The sequence below is a fragment of the Streptomyces sp. NPDC025793 genome (genome assembly GCF_055558375.1).
In genome coordinates, this window is sequence record NZ_JBVHMR010000011.1 from 1 (window position 1) to 18,542 (window position 18,542).

The following is an 18,542-nucleotide window of genomic DNA, read 5'->3' on the forward strand; positions in this document are numbered from 1 at the left end:
GCGCTTGAGGCCGTCGTAGCTGCCCGGGATGCCCTTGGCCTTCATGATGCCGAGGGCCTGCTTGATCCAGCCGTCGAGGTTGCCGCTGGTGCCGGCGGTGTGGTTGCTGGAAGTGGTCTTGGCCACCCGGGCGGGTGCCTGCGTCATGTCGGCGGCGTGCGCGTTGGCGGGCATCAGGGTGACGGCGGCGGCCGCGATGCCGGTGGCGGTGATGCCGGTGAGGGTGAGGGTGCGCAGGCGGGTGGTGAGGGCGGTGTTGATGGCCATGTGGAAGGAACTCTCCAGTGGGGGTCGTCGTCGGAGGGGCGGGGCCCCGCGCTGTGGGCCGGAGCGGGCGGGTGCGGTGTCTCTTCGCCCGGTCCGTTTCGTGGCTTCCAGCAACGACAGCAATGGTTAGCGGGGCGTGGGCCGGAGCGCAATGATGTGACGTACTACCCCACTTCGAAGATATGTCCGGTATTTATGGTTTTGCGGGCTTTATGCGCTGTTCGGGCGAGTGTGGTGCTACGAGGCGCGATAGGACGTGATCTGCGTCCTATGGGTGCCGTCACAGGCGAAGGCCCTGCCGGAGCCCTGCCGGGCCCTTTCGAGCCCACGCCCGGGGCTCGGCCGGCTCCTAGGGAAATACAGGGTTTCGGGGAGGTGCGGCGGCAGGGCCCTCGACCGCGAGGCGGCCCGTGCCGCATGGCGGTCCGGCGCACAGGCCCCGACGGCCGGCCCGGGCTCCGCGATGGGCTCGGACTCCGCCCGCGTCGTCACCGCCGTCGGCGGCGCCGAACTGACGGCCGTCGGCTCCACCGCACTGGCGGTGGCGGCGGCGCGCGCCGCCGAGAGCGGCCGTCCCGACCGGCTGTTCCAGGACCCGGTCGCGGTCCAGGTCGCCGTGGCCGCGGGCGGCGCACTCGCGGCGTGGTCCGGCCCGCGCGGCGAACTGCTGCGCCAGGCCATGGGGGACTACTTCGCCCTGCGCACGCGCTACTTCGACGACTGGCTCCGCGAGGCGGTCGCCGCCCGCTGCCGTCAGGTCGTCGTCCTCGCGGCCGGTCTGGACGCCAGGGCGTTCCGCCTGGACTGGCCGGCACCCGTGCGGGTCTTCGAGATCGACCGGGCCGACGTCCTCACCTTCAAGGACAAGATCATCACCGGCCGGGTCCCGCTCTGCGGCAGCGAGCGCATCCCGGTCACCTGCGACCTGCGCGACGACTGGCCCGGCGCCCTGCGGGAGCACGGCTTCGACCCCGAGCTGCCGACCGCCTGGCTGGTCGAGGGCATCATGGTCTACCTCACCGAGGAGGAGGGCGACGGCCTTCTCGCGCGGCTCGGCGCCCTCAGCGCCCCCGCCAGCCGCATAGCGGTCGAGTACGGCAGCCGGGCGATGTTCCACACCGACAACACCCGCACGGCGCTCGACGCCACCACCGGGACCGACACCCTGCACACGCTCGCCGCGCTGTGGCGCAACGAGAGCACCGCGGACCCCCTCGCCCGGCTGGCCGCGCACGGCTGGACCGCCACCACGCGCGAATTGGCCGACCTCGCGGCGGAACACGGCGGGCCCACGCCTGCCGCGTTCGACCCGCGACAGCCCGGCACCGCCCGCATCACGCTGCTCAGCGGCCGCCGGCACACCTCACCCGACCCGAGCTGACGAACGGCCCTGGACGGGGCGCCACCGGCCGGTGGCGCCCCGTCCAGGGCCGTTCGCAGAAGTGCGCCTGCGGCACGGGTGCGCGCCCTCCGGTGACTATTTGGGCAGGCCAGGGAACAGGTTCGTGAACGGTTCCGCGGTCACCGCGATGCCCCGGCTGTAGGGGGCGTCGAAGTCCCAGATGAGGAACAGCATGAAGGCGATGGTCGCGGAGAACAGCCCGGCCAGCGCCAGTTCGCGCACGGTGCGCCGGATCTGGAGCGCGAACACGATGCCGACGGTGACCAGCCCGCCGACGAGCAGCCCCCACCACACCACCGGCGGCATGGTCGCCCCGGTGGAGTCGGAGCGGGCGTTGCGGGCCTGGTCGGCCGCGGTCATCTGGTCCAGCAGCGGCTGGTAGGCCTGCGCCTCGAAGTCGTTCCTCGGCTTGTAGTCGGTGACGTCCTGGCGCACTTTCTGGAGCAGCGCGGAACCGCGGTCGGTGACGCGCTCGTCGTCCGCCATCGTCTTCCACTCGTGGTCGACGACGTAGGAGACGTAGGCGTCGACGTCGCTGCGGATCCGGTCGCGCACGTCCGGCGGATAGACCCGGACCCGCTCCGAGATCTCGTGCAGCGCCTGGGCCTCGTTCTGCACGTAGTCACCGGCGGAACTGCGGGCCTCCCACACGCCCGCGATGGCGAGGCCCAGGACGATGGCGTACACGACGCCGATCCACATCGTCATGTACTCGATGACGTCCGGGGTCTCGCTGGGGTCCTCGTCCTCGGGAGCCCGCCTGTTGCGCACGAAGGTGACGAGCACCACCACGGCACAGGCGCCCAGCATCGCGAGGACGAGAACAAGCCAATCCGGCAACGGATACCTCCAAGGGTGAGCGGGCCGGCCCGTCAGCGCGGGCGCAGGGCCGCGACGGCGACGATCGCGGGGACGGTGATGAGCAGGACGTAGGTGACCGGCGAGGTGGTGCTCGGCGCCGGGTGGCGAACGGGGTGGGGGTGGTACACGGGATAGCGCACCGGGGCCACCGAGGGCCGGGGCGCCGACTTCGGCACAGGCGGCGGCGTGGGCGTGGGCTTCGGCACCGGCCGGGGAGCCGGGGGAGCCGGGGGCGGCGGCGCGGGCCGGGCCGGGGGCCGCGGCCTCGGGGCGGGTTTCGGGGAGTGCCGCGGCGTCGGATGCGGACGCGGCGCCGGCTTCGGCGGTGGCGGCGGTGGCGGCTTCGGGATCGGGGTCGGGGTGGGCTTCGGCGGGCACGGGGGCGGGGGCGGTGTGGGGCAGGGCGGGTCGGGCCAGTGGGAGCCGTCACCGGCCCACGCCACCGCCACCGTGCCGTCCGGTCCCGTGGAGGCGTACGCGCAGGCGTCGGCCGACGCGCTGCCGGCCGGCCAGCCCACCAGGGTCCAGCCCAGCGTCAACACGGCCAACACCCTTACGGCGGGCGCGCATCGGGTCACTTCGGGTCCATGCACGACGACGATCATGAGGGGCGAAATCCGGAAGTACGCCGTACTGCCGCGGGATTGATCCGAAGGAGGGACATCTCCTGATCAATGGTTTGACGTGCCGAAGCGCACGGTTGGCGTGAAACATGCGCCGGCGCGCGCCAGTGGCGCACAGGAGCCGGAAAGAAATTCCCGGCACCGTTGAACACTTTCGACCCTCCGGTGCGTACCCATGGCCGTGCGGCGGCGCGTCAGGGCGCTGCAACATCCAGGCGAAAATGGGGAGTTGAAGATGAAGACCTCCTGGCGGACCGTCTCACTGGCGGCGACAGCCGTCTCGGTGCTGGCGTTGACGACGGCGTGCGGTCAGGACAACAGCACCACCCCGGCCTCCGCGGCCCAGAACGTCGGCGCCACCGCGCCCGCGGGCAGCCCGACCACCGGCGCCGGTGTCGGCACGGGGGCCGCAAACGGCTACGGCGCCGACGGCAACCAGAGCTCCGCCTCCCCGACCCCGGCCGCCCCGGCGGGCAAGCTCACCGTGGCCGCCAACCCCGACCTCGGCAACGTGCTGACCGACGGCTCCGGCCTCACTCTCTACCGGTTCGACAAGGACACGGCCAACCCGCCCAAGTCGAACTGCGCCGGTGACTGCGCCTCCACCTGGCCGCCGGTGCCCGCCGGCGACGCCAGCGCCGGGGCCGGCGTCGACAAGGCACTGCTCGGCTCGGTCACCCGCGCCGACGGCACCAAGCAGCTCACCATCGGCGGCTGGCCGGCGTACCGCTACGTGAAGGACGTCAACGGCGGTGACGTCAACGGCCAGGGCGTGGGCGGCAAGTGGTTCGCGCTGGCCCCCAACGGCAAGAAGGCCTCGCTGGCCGCCCTGCCGGGCCTGTCCGTGCGCAAGGATCCCAAGCTCGGCGACATCATCGTCGACAAGAACGGCAGGACCGTCTACCGCTTCCTGAAGGACAAGGCCTGGCCCAAGGTCATCTCGAACTGCACCGGTGCCTGCCTGGTGAAGTGGCCGGCCGTCGCCCCGGTCAAGGCCGACGACACGCAGGGCGTCAAGAAGAAGGGCCTGATGGGCTTCACCCGTCCCGACGGCACGCCGCAGATGACCGTCAACTGCTGGCCGATCTACACCTTCTCCGGGGACAAGGCCCCCGGTGACACCAACGGTCAGGGCGTGGGCGGCACTTGGTACGCCGTCTCGCCCGACGGCAAGCCGGTCGGCGCCCCGGGCAAGTAGATCACCTCCCCAGGGTCGATCATCCCGCCCGGCCCGGAGCGCCACCGTGGTCCGCCCCCTCCGCAACCGCACGGAGGGGGCGGACCGTTGTGCTGTGCGCGGGCGTTCCGGGCTCGAACAGCCGTGACCCGGCGGGGCCGTACGGGCACATGCCGCAGGCAGTGACCGGGAACGGATGGTCAATTTCCGGTTCGGGTCGCTCCTCGGGCGGGCGATCAGTAGCCTCAGCTCGAACACCGGATCGCCTACCCCTGTCGTCCACGCATTGGAGAGATACATGGAGCGTCCCGCCTGGGCCCCACGGAGCATCGACATCTCGGTGCCGAGCGTCTCGCGGATCTACGACTTCTACCTGGGCGGTTCGCACAACTTCGAGGTCGACCGGGACGCGGCGCGCAAGGCCATGGAGTTCATGCCGGGCCTGCCGAAGGTCATGCAGGCCAACCGGGCGTTCATGCGGCGGGCGGTGCGCTTCGCGGTCCAGGAGGGCCTCACCCAGTTCCTCGACATCGGCTCCGGCATCCCGACGTTCGGCAACGTCCACGAGGTGGCCCGGGTGGCCGCGCCGGGCGCGCGCGTGGTCTACGTCGACCACGACCCGGTCGCCGTCGCGCACAGCCAGGCGGTGCTCGCGGACGACGCGGACGCGGACGTGGTCGCGGCGGATCTGCTGAGGCCCCGGGAGATCCTCGCGAGCCCCCAGGTGGAGCGGCTGATCGACCTGAACCGGCCGGTTGCCCTTCTCCTCGTTGCCATACTGCACTTCGTGGAAGACGCGGACGACCCCTACGGTGCGGTGGCCGAGCTGCGCGAGGCGCTGGCCCCGGGCAGCATGCTGATCCTCACCCATGCCTCGTACGAGGGAATCCCGGTGCCGGCCGAGCGGGCCGAGGGCGCGGTGGACGTATACAAGGACATTCGCAACCCGCTGATCATGCGCTCGCGCGACGAGATCGCGCGGTTCTTCGAGGGGTACGACATGGTGGAACCCGGACTGGTGCAGATGCCGCACTGGCGCCCGGAAACGGCGCCGGAGGACGAGGATCCGTTCGCCTTCTCCGGATTCGCCGGCGTGGGGCGCACGGCGTGAGCGCGGAGCCGGACGGGCCGGAGGGCAGACTGCGCCGGTTCGCGACGATCTGGAGCCGGGCGGTCTACCCGGTGACCTCCACCTCGCTGACCCGCGCCGAGTTCGAGGAACAACTGCTTCCGCTCGCACGCCGGTTGAGCGGTCTTCTGCGGGCGCACAGCTTCGACGCCGACGGGGCGAAGGCCGTCGGCGCCGCCCTGGTGGACGCGCACTGCACCGACCCCGAGGCGCTCACCCGCACCCTGGACTGCGTCGACGCCTATCTGGTGCTGTACTGCGGCGAGGAGGGCCCCGAGGCCCCGCAGGACGCGCCCCGGCTGCGCTCCTCGCGGCTGCAGCACGCGATGGCCGCCGGGTACGCGCAGGCGCTGCGCGAGCGCACCCTCGCCGAGCAGGAGTCCATCGCTCAGGCCGCGTTGCGCGCCCAGGGCGTGGTCGCCCAGGCGCTGCACGCGAGCGAGGCCCGCTTCCGCGCGGTCTTCGAGGGCGCCGCTATAGGGATCGGCATCGCCGACCTCGATGGCCATGTCCTCCAGGTCAACGAGGCGCTGCTGCGCATGTTCGGGCTGTCCTCGCAGACCCTGCGCGGCCGCCGGGTGCAGGACTGGGTGCACCCCGAGGACGCCCCGCAGACCTGGAAGCTGTACGAGGAACTGGTGCGCGGCGAGCGCGAGCACTACCACATGGAGAAGGCGTTCAACCGCCCCGACGGCACGGTCCTGTGGACCAACCTGACGGTCTCCCTGCTGCGGGACGCCGACGGCGACCCGCAGTACCAGCTCGCCCTCATGGAGGACACCACCGAGCGCCGCCTGCTCAACCTCCGGCTGCGGTACGAGGCGACGCACGACGCGCTGACCGGCCTGCCCAACCGCACTCTGTTCTTCGAGCGGCTGGAGAAGGCGCTGGCGGCCGGCGAGGGCCAGCGCTTCGGCCTGTGCTACCTCGACCTGGACGGCTTCAAGACCATCAACGACAGCCTCGGGCACGCGGCCGGCGACCGGCTGCTGGTGGAGGTCGCCGACCGGCTCCAGTCCTGTGCGACCGCGCCCGGCGAGATGGTCGCCCGGCTCGGCGGCGACGAGTTCGTGGCCCTGACCACCGGCCCCGGCACCGAGCGCACGGTGGACGATCTCGCCGAGCGCATCATGACCGCCCTGATCACCCCGATCAGCATCGACGGCCGGGACCTGATGGTGCGCGGCAGCCTGGGCATCGTCGAGGGCCCGGCCGGCGAACGCACGGCGGCGGAGGTCCTGCGCAGCGCCGACATCACCATGTACCGGGCGAAGTCGGCGGGCGGCAACCGCTCCGAACTGGCCGACCCCGAGGCCGACGCCCGCGCCATCACCCGCCACGGCCTCACCACGGCCCTGCCCACGGCCCTGGAGCGCGGCGAGTTCTTCATCGAGTACCAGCCGCTGGTCCACCTCGGCGACGGCAGCGTGCGCGGCGCCGAGGCCCTGGTGCGCTGGCTGCACCCGCAGCACGGCGTGCTCGGCCCGGACCGCTTCATCCCGCTCGCCGAGCACACCGGCCTGATCGTGCCGCTCGGCCGCTGGGTGCTGGAGGAGTCCATCCGCCAGGCCCGCGCCTGGCGGGAACGCTACGGCGAGGAGACCGCCGCCGGCCCGCTGCGCATCAACGTCAACCTCTCGCCCTGCCAGCTCAGTCATCCGGGGCTGGTCCAGGACACGGTCGAGATCCTCGAACGGGCGGGCGTCGCCCCGGACGCGCTGTGCCTGGAGGTCACCGAGTCGGCCCTGATCGGCGCCGACGACGATCTCCTCAAACCCCTGCGCCGGCTGGCCGAGATGGGCGTCGACATCGCCCTGGACGACTTCGGCACCGGCTACTCCAACCTCGCCAACCTGCGCCGCCTGCCGGTGAACGTCCTCAAACTGGACCGCTCCTTCACCCAGGGCATGCAGCAGTTCCCCGCCGACCCGGTCGACCTCAAGATCGTGGAGGGCATCGTCACCCTCGCCCACAGTCTCGACCTCGCGGTCACCGTGGAGGGCGTCGAAACCGGCGCCCAGGCCGAGCAGCTGCGCGTCCTGGGCTGCGACACGGCCCAGGGCTGGTACTACGCCCGCCCGGGCCCGCCGGAGCGGCTGCACGACCTGGCGCTGGTGGACGCGACGGGCTGAGCCGCGGGCGGGAGCTACCGCTCCAGCAGCATCCGCTGCAACTCCCGTGCCGCACGCGGCGGTGCCACGTCACTGCGGTGCGCGAGCGCGATCGTGCGATGCAGTCCGGGGCGCGCCAGCGGGGTCACCCGTAGGCTGCGCCCCGACCTTGACGCCACCATGCGCGGCACCACCGCCGCGCCCAGCCCTGCCCGCACGAATCCCAACACCGCATCCATCTCGCCCCCTTCAACGGCGAACTCGGGCTCGAACCCCTCCGCGCGACATGCCGCGACCGTCAGTTCCCGCAGGTCGTACCCGTGCCGGAACATCACCAGGCGCTCGCCCTCCAGGTCGGCGATGCGCACCGTCCGCCCGCCCCCGCCGGGTGCCGGTGCCTCGGGTGAGGACACCACGACCAGCTCCTCCCGCAGCAGCTCCACCGTCGTCAGCGCGGGCGCCGGCGCCGGCAGCGGCAGCACGACCAGCGCGAGATCGAGGGCGCCGCGCGCCAGCTCCCGTACCAGGTCGTGCGAGCCGCTCTCCTCGACGAGCAGCCGGATGCCGGGATAGCGGTCGTGGAAGGCGCGCAGCACGTCCGGCAGCAGGCCCGTGCACAGGCTCGGGGTGGCGCCGAGGCGCACCCGGCCCCGGCGCAGCTGCACCAGCTCCTGCACCTCGTGGCGGGCCGTGTCCGCGTCGGCCAGGATCCGCCGGGCGAGCGGCAGCAGCGCCTCGCCCGCGTCGGTGAGCGTGATGTTGCCCCGGGCGCGCAGGAACAGGTCCGCGCCCAGCTCCCGCTCCAGCGCCCTGATCTGCTGCGACAGCGACGGCTGGGCGACGTGCACCAGCTCGGCGGCCCGGGTGAAGTGCCGGGTCTCGGCGACGGCGACGAAGTACTGGAGCTGCTGGAGCTGCATCCCCACACCATAGCCTCAGCCTATGGAAACAAACTGCATCATGTCTTGGACCGATCGGGTCCTCCGGCCCTAGCGTGCTGTGCCATGGCACTGGCAACGCGGACGGACCGACGGCCGTCCATGGCGCGCACGATGTGGGACTCCTCCGTCGGCAAGAAGACCGTGATGGCCGTCAGCGGCCTGATCATGCTGGCGTACCTGGTCGTCCACATGATCGGGAACCTGAAGATCTACTTCGGCGCGGGCGAGTTCAACCACTACGCCCACTGGCTGCGCACCATCGGTGAGCCGTTCATGCACTACGAGTGGACGCTCTGGCTCATCCGGGTCGTGCTGGTCGTCGCCGTGGTCGCCCACGCCACGTCCGCGTACCAGCTCAGCCGCCGGGACATCAAGGCCCGGCCCAGCAAGTACGTGCACTCCAGGCCCCGGGCGAGCTACGCCACCCGCACGATGCGCTGGGGCGGGATCATCCTCGGACTGTTCATCGTCTGGCACGTCCTGGACCTGACCACCGGCACCGTGCACCCGGGCCGCTTCGAGCACGGCCACCCGTACCAGAACGTCGTCGGCGACTTCTCGCACTGGTACAGCAACGTCGTCTACATCGTCGCGATGCTCGCGCTCGGCCTGCACGTCCGGCACGGCTTCTGGAGCGCCGCGCAGACCCTCGGCGTCGGCAGCCGCACCCGCGACCGCGCCCTGAAGACCCTCGCGAACGTCCTCGCGCTGCTGCTCACGGCCGGTTTCATCGCCGTACCCGTGGGCGTCATGACCGGAGTGGTGAGCTGACATGACCGACTACGCGCACTACACGACCGGGGAACCGGCCGTCGACACCAAGGCCCCCTCCGGCCCGATCCACGAGCGCTGGGACAAGCGCCGCTTCGAGGCCAAGCTGGTCAACCCCGCCAACCGGCGCAAGCACACGGTCATCGTGGTCGGCACCGGACTGGCCGGCGGCTCCGCCGGCGCCACCCTGGCCGAACAGGGCTACCACGTCGTCCAGTTCTGCTACCAGGACTCCCCGCGCCGCGCCCACTCCATCGCCGCGCAGGGCGGCATCAACGCGGCGAAGAACTACCGCAACGACGGCGACTCGATCCACCGGCTCTTCTACGACACCGTCAAGGGCGGCGACTTCCGCGCCCGCGAGTCCAACGTCCACCGCCTCGCCCAGATCTCCGTCGAGATCATCGACCAGTGCGTGGCCCAGGGTGTGCCCTTCGCCCGCGAGTACGGCGGCCTGCTCGACACCCGCTCCTTCGGTGGCGTCCAGGTCTCGCGCACGTTCTACGCCCGCGGCCAGACGGGACAGCAGCTCCTGCTCGGCGCCTACCAGGCCCTCAGCAGGCAGATCGCCGCCGGGAACGTGGAGATGCACCCGCGCACCGAGATGCTCGACCTGATCGTCGTGGACGGACGGGCGCGCGGCATCGTGGCCCGGGACCTGATCACCGGCCGAATCGACACGTACTTCGCGGACGCCGTCGTCCTCGCCAGCGGCGGTTACGGCAACGTCTTCTATCTCTCGACCAACGCCATGAACTCCAACGCGACCGCCGTCTGGCGGGCGCACCGGCGCGGCGCCTACTTCGCCAACCCCTGCTTCACGCAGATCCATCCGACCTGCATCCCGCGCACCGGCGACCACCAGTCCAAGCTGACCCTGATGAGCGAGTCGCTGCGCAACGACGGCCGGATCTGGGTGCCGAAGGCCCAGGGCGACACCCGGGCGCCGAACCGGATCCCCGAGGACGAGCGCGACTACTACCTGGAGCGCATCTACCCCTCCTTCGGCAACCTCGTCCCCCGCGACATCGCCTCCCGCGCCGCGAAGAACGTCTGCGACGAGGGCAGGGGGGTCGGCCCCGGCGGGCAGGGCGTCTACCTGGACTTCGCCGACGCCATCGGGCGCATGGGCCGCAAGGCCGTCGAGGCCAAGTACGGCAACCTCTTCGACATGTACCAGCGGATCACCGACGAGGATCCGTACGAGGTGCCGATGCGGATCTACCCCGCCGTGCACTACACGATGGGCGGACTGTGGGTCGACTACGACCTGCAGACCACCGTCCCCGGCCTGTTCGCGATCGGCGAGGCCAACTTCTCCGACCACGGGGCCAACCGGCTCGGCGCCTCCGCGCTGATGCAGGGCCTCGCCGACGGCTACTTCGTGCTGCCCGCCACCATCAACGACTACCTGGCCCGCAACCCGCACCAGGAGCAGGTCACCGACGAACACCCCGCTGTCCAGGGGGTGTTGGCCGAGACCGAGGACCGGCTCCACCTGCTGCTGTCCGTCGACGGCGACCGCACTCCGGACTCCTTCCACCGCGAACTGGGCGAACTCATGTGGGAGTTCTGCGGCATGGCGCGCACCGACGCCGGGCTGCGCAAGGCGCTGGAGCGCATCCCGCAGATCCGCGAGGAGTTCTGGCGGCGCATCAAGGTGCCCGGCACCGGCGAGGAGTTCAACCAGTCGCTGGAGAAGGCGAACCGGATCGTCGACTACCTGGAACTGGCCGAGCTGATGTGCCTCGACGCGCTGCACCGCGCCGAGTCCTGCGGCGGCCACTTCCGCGAGGAGTCCCAGACCCCCGACGGCGAGGCGGCCCGCCGGGACGAGGAGTTCGGCTACGCCGCCGCCTGGGAGTTCACCGGCACCGGAACCGCTCCCACCCTGCACAAGGAAGACCTGGTCTTCGAGTACGTCCACCCCACCCAACGGAGCTACGCATGAAGCTCACCCTGCGCGTCTGGCGGCAGCGGAACGCCGACGCCGACGGAGCGATGTCCACGTACGAGGTGGACGGCATCTCGTCCGACATGTCCTTCCTGGAGATGCTGGACGTCCTCAACGAACAGCTCATCCTGTCCGGTGAGGACCCCGTCGCCTTCGACCACGACTGCCGCGAGGGCATCTGCGGCGCCTGTTCCCTCGTGATCAACGGCGACGCGCACGGCCCCGAGCGCACCACCACCTGCCAGCTGCACATGCGGTCCTTCCGGGACGGCGACACGATCGACATCGAGCCGTGGCGGGCCGCCGCGTTCCCGGTGATCAAGGACCTGGTCGTCGACCGGTCCGCGTTCGACCGGATCATCCAGGCCGGCGGCTACGTCACCGCGCCCACCGGCTCCGCGCCGGAGGCCCACGCCACGCCGGTGCCGAAGGCCGACGCCGACTTCGCCTTCGAACACGCCGAGTGCATCGGCTGCGGAGCGTGCGTGGCCGCGTGCCCCAACGGCGCGGCGATGCTGTTCACCTCCGCCAAGGTCAACCACCTGAACGTGCTGCCGCAGGGCGCGCCCGAGCGGGAGACGCGGGTGCTGGACATGGTGGCGCAGATGGACACCGAGGGCTTCGGTGGCTGCACGCTGACCGGTGAGTGCGCGACCGCCTGCCCGAAGGGGATTCCGCTGGTGTCGATCACGAGCATGAACAGGGAGTGGCTGCGGGCCACCCGCAAGGTGGCCAAGCGGTAGCCCACCGCAGAGACGTTCGCCGACAGGGGGCGGACGGGCGGGGCCGGGAGTGGTGCTCATCCCCGGCCCCGTCTGGCTTTCCTTGATCGCGGGCGACCGGCGTTCAACATTCCCACATCCGTTCTCCTGGCCCCGGTCACGCGCACGCCAACCGGCATCGGAAGAACAGGAGCGACGGGCCGTACGCACGCAGCCCGCCGTCCCCGTCGCCGAACCGGCCCGTGACCAGGAGTGAGCCATGACCGGCGTGTCCACCCTCGACCGTCCCCCGCAGCCCGCGGCCCCCACCCGCTACACCGTCACCCTCGCCCGCGACGAGGACGACGTCCGGGCCGCGCAGCGGCTGCGGCACGACGTCTTCGCCGGGGAGATGGGGGCCCTGCTGGCCACCCCGCAGCCGGGCCTCGACATCGACGCCTTCGACGCCCACTGCGACCACCTGCTGGTCCGCGACACCGCGACCGGCCAGGTCGTCGGCACCTACCGGCTGCTGCCCCCGGAGCGGGCCGCGGTCGCCGGGCGGCTCTACTCCGAGGGCGAGTTCGAGCTGGGTGGGCTCGACACGATCCGGCCCTCGCTGGTCGAGGTCGGCCGCTCCTGTGTGCACCCCGACCACCGCGACGGCGCCGTCATCAGCCTGATCTGGGCCGGCATCGCCCGCTACATGGTCGACCGCGGGCACGAGTGGCTCGCCGGCTGCTGCTCGGTGCCGCTCGCCGACGGCGGCGCCCTCGCCACCGCCACCTGGGAGCGGGTGCGGGCCAAGCACCTGGCCCCCGGGGAGTTCCGGGTACGGCCGCTGCTGCCCTGGGTCCCGAACACGGAATCCCCCGCCGGGCACCACGAGCTGCCCGCACTGCTGCGCGGCTACCTCCGCCTCGGCGCCTGGGTGTGCGGCGAGCCCGCGCACGATCCGGACTTCGGGGTCGCCGACCTGTACGTGCTGCTGTCGATGCGCCGGGTCAACGCGCGCTATCTGCGGCACTTCCTCTCCCTCGTGCCGGCCTGATGAGCGTCTGGCTGCCGACCGCGCCCTGCACCCCGGGCGCGTGTGTGGAGCCGGCCCGCACCGCGGTCGCCGTACCACGGGCCGTGCTGCGGCTGGCCGCGGTCGTGGCCCTGCTGCTGGCCGGGATCGCCCTGTCCCCGCTCGGCGGGAGGATCCCCGCCGAGTGGGTCAGGCGGTGGTGCCGCGCGCTGGTGCGGGCCATGGGAGTCCGGGTCCGCCTCACCGGCACCCCCGCCCCGGCCGGCGGACTGCTGCTCGTCGCCAACCACGTCTCGTGGCTGGACATCCCGCTGCTGACCGTCGTACGCCCCGCCCGCATGCTCGCCAAGACCGAGATACGGCAGTGGCCGGTGGCGGGCGCGCTGGCGGCGCGCGGCGGGGTGCTGTTCATCGAGCGGGACCGGCTGCGGGCCCTGCCCGCGACGGTCGAGCGGATCGCCGGGGCGCTGCGCGCGGGCTCGGCCGTGACCGCCTTCCCCGAGGGCAGCACCTGGTGCGGGCGGGCCCACGGGCACTTCCGCCGGGCGGTGTTCCAGGCCGCGCTCGACGCGGGCGTGCCCGTGCAGCCGGTCGGCCTGCGCTACCGGCAGGAGGGCGGCGCCCCGGGCACGGCGGCCGCGTTCGTCGGCGAGGACACCCTGCTCGCCTCCCTGTGGCGGGTGGCCCGCGCCCGTGATCTGGTCGCCGAGGTGGAGATGCGGCCGCTGATCGCGCCGGGCACCTGCGCGGACCGGCGGACACTGGCCGCCGCGGCTCAGCCGATGGCGTCCGCGCCCGCCTGGACCCACGCGGCGTTGGCAGCGCCCCGAAGGGACGCGGGAACTGCCGCCGTCGTCCCGCAGCCACCCGTCACGGCATGACCCGCGCCAGATAGGGCGCCGTCGCACTCCCCGCCGCCCCCGCCACGCGCATCGGCGGACCGGCGGCCACGATCCGCCCGCCCCGGTCACCCCCGCCGGGGCCCAGGTCGATGACCCAGTCCGCGCCCGCGACCACCGTCATGTCGTGCTCCACCACCACGACCGTGTGACCGGCGTCGACCAGGCCGTGCAGCCGCTCCATCAGCAGCTCCACGTCGGCCGGATGGAGCCCGGTCGTGGGCTCGTCCAGCAGGTACAGGGTGTGGCCGCGCCGGCCGCGCTGCAGCTCGCTCGCCAGCTTGATCCGCTGGGCCTCGCCGCCGGACAGCTCGGTCGCCGGCTGCCCGAGCCGCAGATAGCCGAGGCCCACGTCGAGCAGGGTGCGCAGGCTCCGGGCGGCGGCCGGGACGTCGGCGAAGAACTCCGCCGCCGCCTCCACCGTCAGGTCGAGCACCTCGGCGATGTCCCGCCCCCGGTACGTCACCTGCAGCGTGCCGGGGTTGTAGCGGGCCCCGCCGCAGTCCGGGCAGGGGGCGTACGTGCTCGGCAGGAACAGCAGCTCGACGCTGACGAACCCCTCGCCCTGGCACGACTCGCAGCGCCCTCCGGCGACGTTGAAGGAGAACCGCCCGACGCCGTACCCGCGCGCCCGCGCCTGCTCGGTGCCGGCGAACACCTTGCGGACGACGTCGAACAGGCCGGTATACGTGGCCAGATTGGAGCGCGGGGTCCGGCCGATCGGCTTCTGGTCGACCCCGACCAGCCGGTCCACGCCCGCCAGTTCCTCCGTCAGCTCGCCGATGAGCGTGGACTTCCCGGAACCGGAGACCCCGGTGACGGCGGTGAACGCGCCGAGCGGGAACGCGGCCGTCACCTGCCGCAGGTTGTGCCGGGTCACCGGGCCGACCGTCAACCAGCCGCGCGGCGCACGGACTTCACGTGCCGCACCCGGGGACTCGTCGAAGAGGAACGCCGCCGTCGCGGACTCCGCCACCGACGCCAGCTCGGCCGGCGGCCCGCTGTACAGCACGCGTCCGCCCTGCTCGCCCGCGCCGGGGCCGACGTCCACCAGCCAGTCGGCGCCGCGCACCACCTCCAGATGGTGCTCCACCACGAACACCGAGTTCCCGGCCGCCTTCAGCCGCTCCAGCACGGTCAGCAGCGCCTCGGTGTCCGCCGGGTGCAGTCCCGCCGACGGCTCGTCCAGGACGTACACCACGCCGAACAGGCCGGAGCGCAACTGCGTGGCCAGCCGCAGCCGTTGCAGCTCGCCCGCCGAGAGGGTCGGGGTGGCGCGGTCGAGGCTGAGGTAGCCGAGGCCGAGTTCGACGACCGGCCCGATCCGGGACTTCAGGTCGTCGGTGAGCACCCGTGCGGTCTCGGTGTCGCCGTCGAGGTGCGCGGCCAGGTCGGTCAACGGCAGCGCGGCCAGCTCGGCGATGGTCCGCCCGCCGAAGGTCACCGCGAGCGCCTCCGGCCGCAGCCGGCTGCCCCCGCACACCTCGCACGGCCTGGTGGCCAGGAAGCGCTCGGCCTTCGCGCGCAGCGTCGGGGACTTGGTGTCCGAGAAGGTCTTCAGCACATACCGTCGGGCGCTCATGTACGTGCCCTGGTAGGGCCGTTGGATGCGGTCGGCCTCCCGCACCGGGTGGACGGTGACCACCGGCTGCTCGTCCGTGAACAGGATCCACTCGCGCTGCCCGGTGGGCAGTTCGCGCCAGGGCCGGTCGACGTCGTAGCCGAGCGTGTCGAGGATGTCCCGCAGGTTCTTGCCCTGCCAGGCCCCCGGCCAGGCGGCGATCGCGCCCTCGCGGATCGACAGCGCGGGGTCCGGGACGAGCAACTCCTCGGTCGTCTCCGGCACGTGGCCGAGCCCGTGGCACTGCGGACAGGCACCGGCTGCCGTGTTCGGCGAGAACGCGTCGGAATCGAGCCGCTCGGCGCCCGGCGGGTACGTCCCGGCGCGCGAGAAGAGCATGCGCAGGGAGTTGGAGAGGTTGGTGACCGTGCCCACCGAGGACCGTGAGGTCGGCGCCGAGCGGCGCTGCTGGAGCGACACCGCGGGCGGCAGCCCGGTGATCTCGCCGACCTTGGGCGCCCCGACCTGGTGGATCAGCCGGCGCGCGTACGGCGCGACCGACTCGAAGTAGCGCCGCTGGGCCTCGGCGTAGATCGTGCCGAACGCCAGCGACGACTTCCCCGAGCCGGACACGCCGGTGAACACGGCCAGTACGTCCCGCGGGACGTCCACGTCGACGCTCTTGAGGTTGTGCTCGCGGGCCCCGCGGACGCGGACGTAGGGGTCATGTGGGTGGTGCATCGACGGGCGACTCCAGTCCGTGCCCGCGCACCGCTACTGCGGAGGGTTGTCGGTGTCCTGCTGCCTCAGCTGTTCCTTCAGTTTGTCCTGCGCGGTGTCGACCTGGGACTGGTACTTGCCCTGGGTCTTCTCGTCCACGTAGTCCCCGGCCCTGTCGACGCCCTGGCCGGCCTGATCCTCGTGGCCCTTGAGCATCTGCTTGAGCTTGTCCATCATGGACATGGCAGCCCTCCTCGTCGCTTGAGGCTTCCCCTCCCAGATTCACCGTCCCCGGCTGTGTCCGCATCTCGGAGGCTCAGGCCCCCGGGGCGAAGAGCGCGGCGAGCCGCCGGTAGGAGTCCAGCAGGGCCGTACGGTCGTAGGTGCTCGTCGTGACCAGCACCTCGTCGGCGTCCGTCTCCTTCAGCACCGTCTCCAGTTGCTGTCCGACCTGCTCGGCGGTGCCCGCGAGGTGCCCGGCGAGCCCGGCGTCGAAGATGCCGCGCTCCTTCGCGGTCATCGGGCGGGCCTCGGTCTCCTCGGCCGGGGCGAGCGGCGGGAAGGTGCCGTGGGTGCGGGCGTACGCCATCGACCAGGCCTCCGGGACCAGCAGCCGCCGGGCCGCCTCCTCGGTGCCGGCCACCGCGATCGTGCCGGAGATCACGACGTACGGCTCGGCCGCCCAGGGGGAGGGGCGAAAGCCGGTGCGGTACGCGTCGATGCCGCGCAGCATCTTCTCGCGGCCGCGCAGATCGCCGATGACCAGGGGCAGCCCGGCGCGCGCCGCGACCCGCGCGCCCTCGCCCAGGGCCAGCACGAACGGCGGTACCCGCAGGCCCTCCGCGGGGCGGGCGTGCACCCCGGTCGGCGAGGTGCCCTCGAACCAGCCGAGCAGCTCGCCGAGCTGGGCGGCGAAGTCCTCGGCGTCCTCCTTGTCCCGGCCGAGCGCCCGGCGCACCCCGTCGGTGAAGCCGACGGACCGCCCGAGCCCCATGTCGATCCGGCCAGGGAACAGCGCCTCCAGGACGCCGAACTGCTCGGCGACGACGAGCGGCCGGTGGTTGGGCAGCATGACCCCGCCGGTGCCGACCCGGATCGTGCGGGTGGCCGCGGCGATGGCGGCGGCGAGCACGGTCGGCGCGGAACCGGCGACCCCGGGCACGCCGTGGTGCTCGGCCACCCAGAACCGGTGGTAGCCGAGCGCCTCCGCCTCCCGGGCCAGCGCGACGGTGTCCCGCAGCGCCTCGGCGGGCGGACGGCCCTCGCGGGTGCGGGAACGGTCGAGGACGGAGAACCGGGCCCGGGCGATCACTGAACTGCTCACGCAGATGCCAACGCTCTGGAGGGCGGGGGATTCCCGGGCGCGGGCCGCTGGCCAGGGGGTGGCGTTCGGTTCAGGCCGGCTGTGACGAACGGTGCGTGGCCGGCCGCCCCGAGCGGGGTCGTGGGGCCCCTCCCGCGCGAGCGAAGCCGAGCGTGGGGGAGTCGGCGAGTGACGACAACGCGGCAGATGCGCCTGCCAGGGCCCGCGACGCCGGCATGATCCAAACGACACCCCCTAGGGTGGCGGTGTGACCGACAGCAGCAGGCGGCCGCTCGCCGTGTTCGACCTCGACAACACCCTCGCCGACACGGCCCACCGGCAGCACTTCCTGGAGGGAAAGCCGCGGAACTGGGACGGATTCTTCGCGGCCGCGCCGCAGGACCCGCCGATCGCCGAGGGTGTCGCGCTGGTCGTGGAGAGCGCGCGTGAGTGCGAGGTGGTGTATCTCACCGGCCGCCCCGAGCGGTGCCGGCGCGACACACTGGACTGGCTCGCGGCCCATGGGCTGCCCGAGGGGCGGGTGTTCATGCGGGGCGACACAGGGCGGGCGGGTGGGGGAAGAGGTGATCGCAGGCCCGCCCGGTTCATCAAGCTGGAGATCCTGCGCCGACTCGCCCAGGGCCGCGAGGTCCGCTTTCTCGTCGACGACGACGAACTGGTCTGTGACGACGCCGAGCGCGCCGGGTTCGGCGTCGTACGGGCACGCTGGACGGCGAAGTCCGAGGCGCTGCAAGAGGCTCAGGAGCGCGAAGGCCGTACGTGAGAGACGGGCGTCAGCCCTCGTCCTCGATCCGGAAGCCCACCTTCAGCCCCACCTGGTAGTGCTCGATCCGCCCGTTCTCGATCTGGCCGCGGACCTGGGTCACCTCGAACCAGTCGAGATTGCGCAGCGTCTGGTCGGCGCGCGCGATGGCGTTGCGGATGGCCTGGTCGACGCCCTCGTGCGAGGTGCCGACGATCTCGGTGACGCGGTAGGTGTGATTCGACATGGGAACGCTCCTCTCGTGTCACGCCACCCTCCACCGTGCCCCATCCCCGCCCGGGCCGCCCCTTGACCTTCGCATTGGTCCA

18 protein-coding genes and 1 pseudogene are annotated in these 18,542 nt (G+C 72.3%); 11 read left to right on the top strand and 8 right to left on the bottom strand.

Annotation, left to right across the window (positions count from 1 at the left end; genetic code table 11):
- Positions 1-267, bottom strand: a pseudogene (locus ACZ4MF_RS21465) (transglycosylase SLT domain-containing protein); the annotation flags it as partial.
- Positions 268-730: 463 nt separating this feature from the next.
- On the opposite strand from ACZ4MF_RS21465, the gene ACZ4MF_RS21470 reads away from it, so the two are divergent.
- Positions 731-1,648, top strand: a complete 918-nt coding sequence (locus ACZ4MF_RS21470) for an SAM-dependent methyltransferase (protein ID WP_467493537.1) — start codon at positions 731-733, stop codon at positions 1,646-1,648.
- Between the two features lie 96 nt (positions 1,649-1,744).
- Here ACZ4MF_RS21470 and ACZ4MF_RS21475 read toward each other — a convergent pair whose 3' ends face one another.
- Positions 1,745-2,509, bottom strand: coding sequence for a bestrophin-like domain (locus ACZ4MF_RS21475; RefSeq protein WP_467493538.1), 765 nt, complete (start codon positions 2,507-2,509; stop codon positions 1,745-1,747).
- Positions 2,510-2,541: 32 nt separating this feature from the next.
- Positions 2,542-2,706: a hypothetical protein gene (locus tag ACZ4MF_RS21480; RefSeq protein WP_467493539.1), complete on the bottom strand. Its 165-nt coding sequence runs from the start codon at positions 2,704-2,706 to the stop codon at positions 2,542-2,544.
- Positions 2,707-2,716: 10 nt separating this feature from the next.
- Here ACZ4MF_RS21480 and ACZ4MF_RS21485 point away from each other — a divergent pair, with 10 nt between their 5' ends.
- The 4 genes from ACZ4MF_RS21485 (at position 2,717) to ACZ4MF_RS21500 (ending at position 7,591) form a co-directional block, all read left to right on the top strand.
- Complete coding sequence (locus ACZ4MF_RS21485; RefSeq protein ID WP_467493540.1) at positions 2,717-3,178, top strand: hypothetical protein; 462 nt, start codon at positions 2,717-2,719, stop codon at positions 3,176-3,178.
- A gap of 210 nt (positions 3,179-3,388) precedes the next feature.
- Positions 3,389-4,351, top strand: coding sequence for an SCO0930 family lipoprotein (locus ACZ4MF_RS21490; protein ID WP_467493541.1), 963 nt, complete (start codon positions 3,389-3,391; stop codon positions 4,349-4,351).
- A gap of 277 nt (positions 4,352-4,628) precedes the next feature.
- The gene (locus ACZ4MF_RS21495; protein ID WP_467493542.1) at positions 4,629-5,441 is read left to right on the top strand and encodes an SAM-dependent methyltransferase; all 813 of its coding nucleotides are present in this window, start codon (positions 4,629-4,631) and stop codon (positions 5,439-5,441) included.
- Positions 5,438-7,591 (top strand): putative bifunctional diguanylate cyclase/phosphodiesterase, encoded by a 2,154-nt coding sequence (locus ACZ4MF_RS21500; RefSeq protein WP_467493543.1) that lies wholly within the window; start codon positions 5,438-5,440, stop codon positions 7,589-7,591. Before ACZ4MF_RS21495 ends, ACZ4MF_RS21500 begins: the two co-directional genes overlap by 4 nt.
- A gap of 14 nt (positions 7,592-7,605) precedes the next feature.
- Here the strand turns inward: ACZ4MF_RS21500 and ACZ4MF_RS21505 are convergent, their stop codons facing one another.
- The gene (locus ACZ4MF_RS21505) at positions 7,606-8,490 is read right to left on the bottom strand and encodes a LysR family transcriptional regulator (RefSeq protein ID WP_467493544.1); all 885 of its coding nucleotides are present in this window, start codon (positions 8,488-8,490) and stop codon (positions 7,606-7,608) included.
- Positions 8,491-8,610: 120 nt separating this feature from the next.
- Here ACZ4MF_RS21505 and ACZ4MF_RS21510 point away from each other — a divergent pair, with 120 nt between their 5' ends.
- From ACZ4MF_RS21510 to ACZ4MF_RS21530, 5 genes are all read left to right on the top strand, one after another.
- Positions 8,611-9,282, top strand: coding sequence for a succinate dehydrogenase (locus ACZ4MF_RS21510; RefSeq protein WP_356033040.1), 672 nt, complete (start codon positions 8,611-8,613; stop codon positions 9,280-9,282).
- 1 nt (position 9,283) lies between these two features.
- Complete coding sequence (locus tag ACZ4MF_RS21515; protein ID WP_467493545.1) at positions 9,284-11,233, top strand: fumarate reductase/succinate dehydrogenase flavoprotein subunit; 1,950 nt, start codon at positions 9,284-9,286, stop codon at positions 11,231-11,233.
- Positions 11,230-11,979: a succinate dehydrogenase/fumarate reductase iron-sulfur subunit gene (locus tag ACZ4MF_RS21520; protein WP_467493546.1), complete on the top strand. Its 750-nt coding sequence runs from the start codon at positions 11,230-11,232 to the stop codon at positions 11,977-11,979. Before ACZ4MF_RS21515 ends, ACZ4MF_RS21520 begins: the two co-directional genes overlap by 4 nt.
- Before the next feature lie 238 nt (positions 11,980-12,217).
- Positions 12,218-12,988 carry a GNAT family N-acetyltransferase gene (locus ACZ4MF_RS21525; protein WP_467493547.1) on the top strand — a complete coding sequence of 257 codons (771 nt, stop codon included), beginning with the start codon at positions 12,218-12,220 and terminating at the stop codon, positions 12,986-12,988.
- Positions 12,988-13,848 (top strand): lysophospholipid acyltransferase family protein, encoded by an 861-nt coding sequence (locus ACZ4MF_RS21530; RefSeq protein WP_467493548.1) that lies wholly within the window; start codon positions 12,988-12,990, stop codon positions 13,846-13,848. Before ACZ4MF_RS21525 ends, ACZ4MF_RS21530 begins: the two co-directional genes overlap by 1 nt.
- On the opposite strand, the gene ACZ4MF_RS21535 is transcribed toward ACZ4MF_RS21530, so the two are convergent.
- The 3 genes from ACZ4MF_RS21535 to ACZ4MF_RS21545 form a co-directional block, all read right to left on the bottom strand.
- The gene (locus tag ACZ4MF_RS21535) at positions 13,838-16,168 is read right to left on the bottom strand and encodes an ATP-binding cassette domain-containing protein (RefSeq protein WP_467493549.1); all 2,331 of its coding nucleotides are present in this window, start codon (positions 16,166-16,168) and stop codon (positions 13,838-13,840) included. The genes ACZ4MF_RS21530 and ACZ4MF_RS21535 overlap by 11 nt on opposite strands.
- A gap of 33 nt (positions 16,169-16,201) precedes the next feature.
- On the bottom strand, positions 16,202-16,390 hold the full coding sequence (locus ACZ4MF_RS21540; RefSeq protein WP_467493550.1) for an antitoxin: 189 nt from the start codon (positions 16,388-16,390) through the stop codon (positions 16,202-16,204).
- Positions 16,391-16,463: 73 nt separating this feature from the next.
- On the bottom strand, positions 16,464-17,471 hold the full coding sequence (locus ACZ4MF_RS21545) for an LLM class flavin-dependent oxidoreductase (RefSeq protein WP_467493551.1): 1,008 nt from the start codon (positions 17,469-17,471) through the stop codon (positions 16,464-16,466).
- A 247-nt stretch (positions 17,472-17,718) separates the two neighbouring features.
- Here ACZ4MF_RS21545 and ACZ4MF_RS21550 point away from each other — a divergent pair, with 247 nt between their 5' ends.
- Positions 17,719-18,234: a phosphatase domain-containing protein gene (locus tag ACZ4MF_RS21550; protein ID WP_467493552.1), complete on the top strand. Its 516-nt coding sequence runs from the start codon at positions 17,719-17,721 to the stop codon at positions 18,232-18,234.
- Between the two features lie 10 nt (positions 18,235-18,244).
- On the opposite strand, the gene ACZ4MF_RS21555 is transcribed toward ACZ4MF_RS21550, so the two are convergent.
- Positions 18,245-18,460 carry a dodecin gene (locus ACZ4MF_RS21555; RefSeq protein WP_071377825.1) on the bottom strand — a complete coding sequence of 72 codons (216 nt, stop codon included), beginning with the start codon at positions 18,458-18,460 and terminating at the stop codon, positions 18,245-18,247.
- Positions 18,461-18,542: the final 82 nt, after the last annotated feature.